Raw genomic sequence first — 8613 nt, 5'->3', positions numbered from 1 at the left:
TTTATGTGTGATGACCAACATATTGACGCGGATATCTTCGCCTTGTTTTTAAACTCGGGCATTTACTTGGATTACGCCAAGGCCTATCTCAAACCAGAGCAGATAGATGAAATAGATATTAACGATTATTTGCCGCAGAATACTTAGTCGCCAACTACGATGTTGCGGCCTGCCTCTTTGGCCCTATATAGCCGCTCATCGGCTTGATTAAGCTGCGACTCTATGTGTTCTTCTAGATGATTAGTTACGCCAATGCTGACGCTGATGGACAAGGGTACATCCTTGTAGAAAAACTGAGTATTGGCGACCTGTTTTCGAAAGGCGTCTAATAACTGATAAGCTTTGGGATTAGTTAAGCCGCTTAATGCCACGCAAAATTCTTCACCGCCGGTCCGGGCAAAGAGAAACTTAGCCAAGCTGGTTTTTAGTAGACTAGCGAAATGACAGAGTACCGCGTCTCCCGCTTCATGGCCGTGCTGGTCGTTAAAGCGTTTGAAGTGGTCTATATCAAGTACCGCCATTGCCAGTTGGGTATTTTTTTGTTTTGCCTTGTGGTGCAGAATGCGGCCTTGTTCGATGAAATAGCGGCGATTAGGAATAGCAGTTAAGTAGTCTTGGTAAGCGGCTTTCTCTAGTTGTTCGATCAGTCGCAAACTATGTAGGCTGAGATTGACGCGGCATTGAAACTCTTCAATTGAAAAGGGCTTATTTAAATAGTCATTGGCCCCGTTCTTGATAAATTTGCTCGACACAGTGGCGTTGCCCGCGGCTGATAGGCCAATAATACCAATGCGGCGTTGTGCCATGGTATGGCGTACCTTATGCACTAAGGCAAAACCATCCATATTGGGCATTTGATAGTCACTAATCAGTAATTTTATCTCGGGGTCATCTTGTAGATGTTGATAGGCCTCGATGCCATCATTGGCCTCTACCACCTTAAACAAGTTACGTTTTAACAGGTTTACAATGTGTTTTCTTGCTAGTTCGGAATCTTCTGCCACTAAGACTTTAATGTGTTGGTTCAAGTTCAGCTGGTTAATTGTATTTAGCGCTTGTAAATAGGAATAACGGCCCTCTTTAAGTACGTAGTCAACCACGCCCTTATCTATTAATAAAGAGCGGGTCTGTTCGTCAAAAGACCCTGATAACACTACGGTGGAAAGTTGAACGTCTAATAGGAAATCGATTAATTCACCATTCGGCGCATCAGGTAAATGCAGATCGGCCAGTGCGGCAAAAAAGCTGTGGGGTTCGGCGTGGTATAAAGTTTTGGCTTGCTCTAAACTTGAGGCAAATACCGCTTCTAGTTGGTTTAGGTGGGGGGCTAGGTGGCGCAGCACTTTAAGTACGGTTTGACTATCTTCAACAACGAGAACCTTTTGCACAACTGCTTCCTTATCGCTCACTACGCTAGTGTGGGTCTGGACAAATGACATGTTCTGTTTAAAAAAGAATATAGCAGACTAAGTCACTGAGCCCGCTGATTTTTGTAAGTAATGATTGCTTTTTATCGCGTCATGTAAGTTTTAGCGCTGCTAGGCTTTGGCAACTTGAGTTTGCCCGCATGGCTTGTTATTAATGTTAGTCTTAGAGTTTTCACATAGATAAGGATTGCTTGTGTTCTGGGGTGAATTTTTAACGGTGGTGGTGGTGCATTTGTTGGCGGTGGCGTCGCCTGGCCCTGATTTGGCGGTGGTGCTTAAAAATAGTATTTCCCTAGGGCGTCGTTCAGCCATTTATACTTCCATTGGTGTGGGCTGCGGTATCTTGGTTCATGTTTGTTATTCGGTATTAGGCATTGGTCTTATTATTTCTCAATCCATCTGGTTGTTTAATATAATCAAATGGATGGGCGCCGCTTATCTTATCTGGATTGGTATTCAGGGCTTGCGAGCCAAGCAGAGGCAAATGCCCGAGTTAGCCGCTTCCCAAGAGCTTAAATTAAGTGACCGGCGTGCTTTCATCAGTGGATTTATGACCAATGGTTTAAACCCTAAGGCTACGCTGTTCTTCTTATCGTTATTTACCGTAGTGATACAAACCAGCACTCCATTAGCTGTGCAACTGGGCTATGGCTTGTACATGGTGGTGGCCACGATGCTATGGTTTTGCATGGTGTCTTGGTTATTTAGTACCGAGCGGGTGCGTCGTAAATTTATGCAAGTAGGCCATTGGTTTGACCGAACCATGGGTGTGGTATTGGTGAGTTTGGGAATTCGTTTGCTTTTAAGTAGTCGAAGTTAATATCAACTTAGGAAAATGGGAGCGCCATGAAGGCTGCCAGTTGGATGAGAAAATGGATCAGCGCTTGGCAGTCTTGCAAGCGCTGGCAACGGGTGACGGCCTATTTGGCCTGCGCATTTATGGTTTACGTGGTGGTGTCGCTGAGTTTGTTGCCTTGGCTGCTAAAACAGCAACTGGAAACACAATTAAGCGAATTGAGCGGTCACCCGGTGAGCGTACAAGAAGTGAGTTTCCATCCACTGAAGTTATCGCTAACCCTAAGACAGTTTGCCATCGCAGAATTAGACCCCGAAGCCCCACTGGCACTGCTGAGTTTTGAGCGTTTATACGTTGATTTCAGCCTTAGCTCGTTATTTTACTGGAGCTGGAACTTTGAAAAAGTCGAATTAGATGGCTTGTTTTTTCATCTCAGCCGACTAAAAGATGGTTCCTTAAACATTGCTAGTTTATTCCCCTCGACCGAAGTGGAGCCGGAAGCTCACGATGAAGAAAGCCCGGGTAGCGTGCCTAGATTGCGGGTCGATAATTTTGCCCTTCGTCAAGCAGAGTTTACCTTGAGTGATTACCAACCCGAGCAGGTGATTGATCTTTCTATCTCTCGTTTTGATTTGGCGTTCAGCGATTTTTATACTCAAAAAACCGGTGATGATGCCAATGCCTACAAAATTGATGCGCGAGTAGGGGACGGCGGGCAACTCTCTTGGAGTGGCTTAGTGGATCTGCCGGCTTCACAAGTATCAGGTCAGCTTAGCCTCAGCGATTTGCACTTGCTCAATCTGTTTGATTTTCTGCGCCCTTATACCGATATGCGAATTACTCAAGGGAAGGTATCAGTGAGCTCGGATTACCTGATTGACTATCAGAATGCTTTTAACCTGAGTACCCAAAATGGCCGCTTGGCTATCAGTGACTTCGAAGTGGAAGCTTTTGCGCAACCCAGGGCCAGCTTTGAAGCCTTGAGCTTGCAAAACATGGCATTTGATTTGCGCCAAGGCCAAGTTGAATTGGGAGACATTGCACTCAATGATGCGCACTTGGTAGCTAATTTTTCGGCTGACTCACAGCTAGATTGGTTGTCGTGGCTTGATTTGGCGTCTTTCGCTGCAGAGCCAGAGCCAGAGCCAGAGCCAGAGCCAGAGCCAGAGCCAGAGCCAGAAGCCGCGCCTTCTGTGGCGGAGGTTATACCGTTAGAGCTTGAGAAGGCCCCTGAAGAAGAAACCACCCAGAGTGCCTGGCGGGTAGCGAGTAATAGTATTGAGCTAAATCAGCTGGCGTTGGAGTTAGGTGAATCTTGGTTAGGTAGCCAGAAAACCCATCAGCTTGCTTTAGAACAAGTGAAAGTAGGGCCCTTTAGTAGTGATATGCAGCAGCAGACGGCTGTTTCCATTCAAGCCCTAGTTTATGATGAAAGCCCGCTACAGGCAGAGTTGTTGTTTGACGGCCCAGAACAGCGTTTAAGCGGTGACGTGGGCTTAAGCCAGTTGCAACTAAGCCAACTTGAAAAGTGGTATCGGCCCTTTGTTAAATTGAATTTGCAGCAGGGGCGTTTGTCCTTTAACAGTCAATTGGAAGTCTCTTTAGCCGAGCCGTTTAATGTGGCGAGCCATGATGGCGAGCTGCAAGTGGAACAGCTGAATTTAGTGCCAAGCGCAACGCCACAGTCATCATGGCTGAGCAATCAGTCGCTTACTGCCAGTGGTATTAGTTTTGACCTTAATCAGCAGGCGCTTTCCATTGCCAAGCTGGATAGCCAAGATTTGCAATTGCGCGCGGCTATTAATCAGCTGGGCGAGTTAGACGTTTTGCAAGACTTGGGCCTCGCTTCTTCGGCTCAGACTAAGGCGCCAGTGGTAGCCGCAGAGGCTGCAGAGTCGCCCACACAAGAGCCAGCTTGGTTAGTTACTATTGCTGAGCTTGATGCCCGCAATACCAAGGTTAATTTTACTGAGTCTTTTTCCGGCCAAGCGCTTAAACACCAGTTGTTGGCGCCACAACTCAGCCTTCGTGAGATCAGCTCAGACTTAGCCACACCCATTGCGCTAAAGTTACAGGTTGAAGCCGAGCAAGGCGGGGTGCTAGATCTGCAAGGACAGCTTGATGTCGCTCAGCAACAGGCCGACTTGGCCTTGCAGCTAAAGCAATGGCAATTGGCTTTTTATCAGCCCTATTTGAATCAGTTTACCGAGCTGGCTTTAGACTCGGCGGCCGTCACTAGCGAGCTTAAGTTACAAGTTAGCTGGTTAGAGCAACCAGCGCTGAAACTACAAGGTCCGCTGCGCATTGATGACTTAGATATTAAAGACCAACGTAGTCAGTCAGACTTATTAAAATGGTCGAGCTTCACCCTGAGTAACATCGATTTAGATAGCGCCAAACAAACCTTGGCGCTGGGTGAGATGAACTTTATTCAACCCTATTTCTTGATTGAAATTGCCGAAGACTTCTCAACTAATCTCTCTGGCATTGTTAAGTCTACAGAGACAGCTGAGCCTAGCAAAAACGCTTCGAGGGAAGCAGAGAGCGCCTCTGTGCCTTGGCAAATCAGCCTCGGGCAAACACAAATTAGCCAAGGTTTGGTCGACTTTGCCGACCGCTCATTAAACCCCAACTTTTCTGCTCGCATTGAGCAGGTAGAAGGCCATTTAGGCGCGTTAACCCAAGATCCCGAGCAACTGGCAGAAGTGAATTTAACTGGCGAGGTGGATGGTTATGCGCCGGTGAGTTTTGCCGGGGAGGTGGCTCCTTTGGCGAATCAACCGACCTTTGATGCCGCCTTAGATTTTAACCATTTGGAGTTAACCCGTTTAAGTGCCTATTCGGGTACCTACGCCGGTTATGTGATTGAGCGAGGGCAGATGTCTTTGGCTTTGGCCTATAAATTAAAGCAAGGTCAATTGCAGGGTTCGAACCAAGTGTATATCGAGCAGTTACAGTTAGGGCAACGCACCAATAGCGACAAAGCGACCTCTTTGCCAGTGGAATTGGCGATAGCCTTGCTAGAGGATGACAAAGGAGTCATCGATTTAGGATTGGAAGTCAGCGGCGATGTGAATGACCCCGACTTCAATGTGGCGGGGCTAGTATTCAAGGCCCTAGGCAACGCGATTAAAAAGATCATCACTTCGCCTTTTTCCTTATTGGGTTCTTTAATTGGTAGCGATGAAATGCTGAATCAGCTGGTATTTGATGCTGGTAGCAGTCAATTGCTTGAGGAACAAAATGGCAAGTTAGGCAGCTTAGTAAAGGGCTTAGCCAAGCGGCCACAACTAAAAATGGCGATTATTGGCTCGGTTAATCCCGCGCTGGATGTGCCAATATTAAAACGCCAACACTTAGCCGAACAGTTACAGCTTCAAGCCAAGTCGGACATCCCTGTTGAGCTGATTAATCTGAGCAAGGTGCTTGAGGAACCAGCGCTGCGCCGAGCCCTAGAGCTACTATCTCAACAACGTTTGGAAGACAGTCTTCGCCAAGAGCAGCGCGAACAGATCACAGCTAGACTCCGTGAGCAACAACAACTGGGCCCTGACAATGTTAATTTGGAGTTGTATAGCCTGTGGTATCAGTTGCTTGTAGAGCAAATAGAGATAAGTGATGCCGAGCTAGAAGCGCTAGCCGAACAGCGGGCTATTGCGGTGAAAGATGCCTTAACCGAACAACATGGCTTGGCCTTAGACCGCGCTTTTGTGCAGCGTCAGGCCTTACAGCAGCAAAGCGGTAAAGCCGAGGTGAGCTTGAGTATTCTTACTCAATAAACCCGTGTAGCTTGTTTTCGCTGCTGGGTTGTTGATAATGCCCGCGTATTTTATCAGGAATCAAATCATGCAAGCGCTTCGTTTAGTGGCGGAACACGACGATTTTATTATTGTGAATAAGCCGTCAGGGCTTAATTTTCATACCGAGTCTGGACAGCTTGGCGTGGTTGAATTGGCGCGTCAGCAGTTTGAACAGGACTTATGGCCAGTGCATCGATTGGATAAGTTAACCTCGGGCTTGTTGATATTGGCAAAAAACAAAACGGCGGCGGCACACTTCCAAGAGTTGTTTAGCCAAGGCTTAATTAATAAGTATTATTTAGCGATTGCCAGCCATAAGCCCAAGAAAAAGCAGGGTTTAATCAAAGGGGATATGTTAAAAGCCCGTAATGGTAGTTGGAAGTTGGGACATACCTTAAACAATCCGGCGGTGACGCAGTTTTTTAGTTATTCCTTATTACCCAAGCGGCGTTTGTTTTTGTTAAAACCGCATACTGGGCGAACCCATCAACTACGGGTGGCCCTTAAAAGTCTTGGCTCTCCCATTCTTGGTGATAGCCGTTATGGTGGGGAGGCGGCGCAGCGCGGTTATTTACATGCCTTTGCATTGCAATTTACTTGGCAGCAGCAGCTGTTAAGTTATGTGGGCTTGGATAATTTGGATGGCGAGTTTGCTGATTATCAAATATACGAAAAAATTACCAGTTTGTCGCAGCCTTGGTTACAGCCTTTTCCTGCCTTGGCAACGAAGCCTCAGCCGTAAAAAAGCCGCTATTGCGGCTTTTTTTGATAGAGGCTGAAGCCTTAGGCTTCGTTAGCCGCTTTTAGGCTAGGTGCCTCTACTTCTTCTACTTCATCTAAGTCGTCTTCACCAATGCCTTTTAGTTTGGCAATTAGTAAGCCAGTAACCACTAGAGTGAATACCACACCCGCAACGGTTGAGATGGTCATCGGTAGGCCAAAACCTAAAGTGCTTGAGTTAAGGATGAAGGTAGTCACTACTGTGGTCATAAACATTGCTGGAACTGTGGTAATCCAGTGGAATTTATTGTGACGCAACAAGTAGGCGGTGGCTGTCCATAACATCATTACCGCGGTGGTTTGGTTGGCAAAACCGAAGTAGCGCCAAATAATACCGAAGTCTACCTGAGTAAGAATACCGCCAATAACAAAGATAGGAAGGGCGATGAGTAAGCGGTTCTTAATCGGTTTTTGCGATAAGTTGAAGTATTCAGCCAAGATTAAGCGGCTTGAACGGAAGGCCGTATCACCAGAGGTAATCGGCAGAATCACGACCCCAAGGAAGGCTAAGATACCACCAAATACGCCTAATAAGCCGAATGAGGCGTCGTAAACCACTTTACCTGGACCACCACTTGATACAGCGGCTTGTAAACCTTCAACAGAATCGAAGAACGATAGTGCGATAGCACACCAGATAAGGGCGATAACACCTTCACCAATCATCGCGCCGTAGAATACAAAGCGGCCGTTTTTCTCGTTTTCTACGCAGCGCGCCATCAGTGGAGACTGAGTAGCATGGAAACCAGAGATAGCACCACAAGCAATGGTAATAAATAGCGCAGGCCATAACGGTAAGTTATTAGGGTTCATGTTGCTGAACATTTGGCTGACTTCAAAGCTGCCCATCACTTGGTGCTCGCTAGAAAATGCTACAGCGGTAATTAGACCTACCGACATAAAAATTAACAGCGCGCCAAACAAGGGGTAGAAGCGACCAATGATTTTATCGATGGGCACAATGGTAGCAATGATGTAGTAAATGAAAATAACGCTGACCATGGTACCTAAGCCAAGGCTAACACCGGCTTGGTCGTTAATCAGGTTGGTTAACATTCCCGCAGGAGCGGACACAAATACCACGCCCACTAACAGCAGTAATACAATGGCGAAGATATTCATAAAGTGGCGAGCACTTTTACCGAGGTAGCGGCCCGATAATGCAGGAACCGAAGCGCCGCCATTGCGTACCGACAACATACCCGAGAAGTAGTCGTGAGTAGCGCCAGCAAATACGCAGCCAACCACAATCCATAACATTGCGGCAGGGCCATATAAAGCTCCCATGATTGGGCCAAAGATTGGGCCTACACCAGCAATGTTGAGTAGCTGAATTAAGTAGACTTTTTTCTTCGACATGGGCACGTAATCAACACCATCTTGCTTGGTATAAGCCGGTGTTTGTCGTTTTTCCTTAATGCCAAAGACCTTTTCTACGAAAGCCCCGTAGATGAAGTAGCCGCCGAGCAGTGCAGCAACTGAAACTAGAAACCAAAGCATGTTGTCCTCTCAATACTTAGTTGTAATCGAGGAGAGTTTAGTGAAAAGCTTTTCTTAGCGCCGCCGCTGTTTCACTAAGCGGTACTATTTGTTGTTGAGCGGTCAAAATAGCCTTTTAGCGGCGGGGTAAGATGATGAACGAGCGAGCTCTCACAAACCACAGTGCTGTTTAATGCTTTTTAAGTAACGTCGGCTTACCGGCAGTTGCTGACCACTGCGGGTAAATAATTGAGCTCCGCCGTTGTCTTCTATGGCGATTTCGCAGATGGCTTCCACGTTCACTAAGTGTTGCCGATGGCAGCGCAGTAGC

The 8613-nt window shown here is 47.0% G+C and carries 6 protein-coding genes; 3 read left to right on the top strand and 3 right to left on the bottom strand.

What is annotated here, in order from left to right; all coding sequences use genetic code 11:
• Positions 1-143 precede the first annotated feature (143 nt).
• On the bottom strand, positions 144-1388 hold the full coding sequence (locus ACQY6Q_RS14535; protein WP_427982433.1) for a GGDEF domain-containing response regulator: 1245 nt from the start codon (positions 1386-1388) through the stop codon (positions 144-146).
• Between the two features lie 232 nt (positions 1389-1620).
• Here ACQY6Q_RS14535 and ACQY6Q_RS14530 point away from each other — a divergent pair, with 232 nt between their 5' ends.
• The 3 genes from ACQY6Q_RS14530 (at position 1621) to ACQY6Q_RS14520 (ending at position 6765) form a co-directional block, all read left to right on the top strand.
• On the top strand, positions 1621-2247 hold the full coding sequence (locus tag ACQY6Q_RS14530; protein WP_427982430.1) for a LysE family transporter: 627 nt from the start codon (positions 1621-1623) through the stop codon (positions 2245-2247).
• A gap of 26 nt (positions 2248-2273) precedes the next feature.
• The gene (locus ACQY6Q_RS14525; RefSeq protein ID WP_427982429.1) at positions 2274-6002 is read left to right on the top strand and encodes a DUF748 domain-containing protein; all 3729 of its coding nucleotides are present in this window, start codon (positions 2274-2276) and stop codon (positions 6000-6002) included.
• A 67-nt stretch (positions 6003-6069) separates the two neighbouring features.
• Positions 6070-6765 (top strand): TIGR01621 family pseudouridine synthase, encoded by a 696-nt coding sequence (locus ACQY6Q_RS14520; protein WP_427982427.1) that lies wholly within the window; start codon positions 6070-6072, stop codon positions 6763-6765.
• Between the two features lie 41 nt (positions 6766-6806).
• Here ACQY6Q_RS14520 and ACQY6Q_RS14515 read toward each other — a convergent pair whose 3' ends face one another.
• Both ACQY6Q_RS14515 and ACQY6Q_RS14510 read right to left on the bottom strand, forming a co-directional pair.
• Positions 6807-8303 (bottom strand): carbon starvation CstA family protein, encoded by a 1497-nt coding sequence (locus ACQY6Q_RS14515; protein ID WP_427982426.1) that lies wholly within the window; start codon positions 8301-8303, stop codon positions 6807-6809.
• A 150-nt stretch (positions 8304-8453) separates the two neighbouring features.
• Complete coding sequence (locus ACQY6Q_RS14510) at positions 8454-8609, bottom strand: LytTR family transcriptional regulator DNA-binding domain-containing protein (RefSeq protein ID WP_427982435.1); 156 nt, start codon at positions 8607-8609, stop codon at positions 8454-8456.
• Positions 8610-8613 lie beyond the last annotated feature (4 nt).

Origin of the sequence: Agarivorans sp. (assembly GCF_050295395.1) — a bacterium.
Lineage (GTDB): Bacteria > Pseudomonadota > Gammaproteobacteria > Enterobacterales > Celerinatantimonadaceae > Agarivorans.
This window is presented reverse-complemented; position numbering and strand designations above follow the sequence as displayed.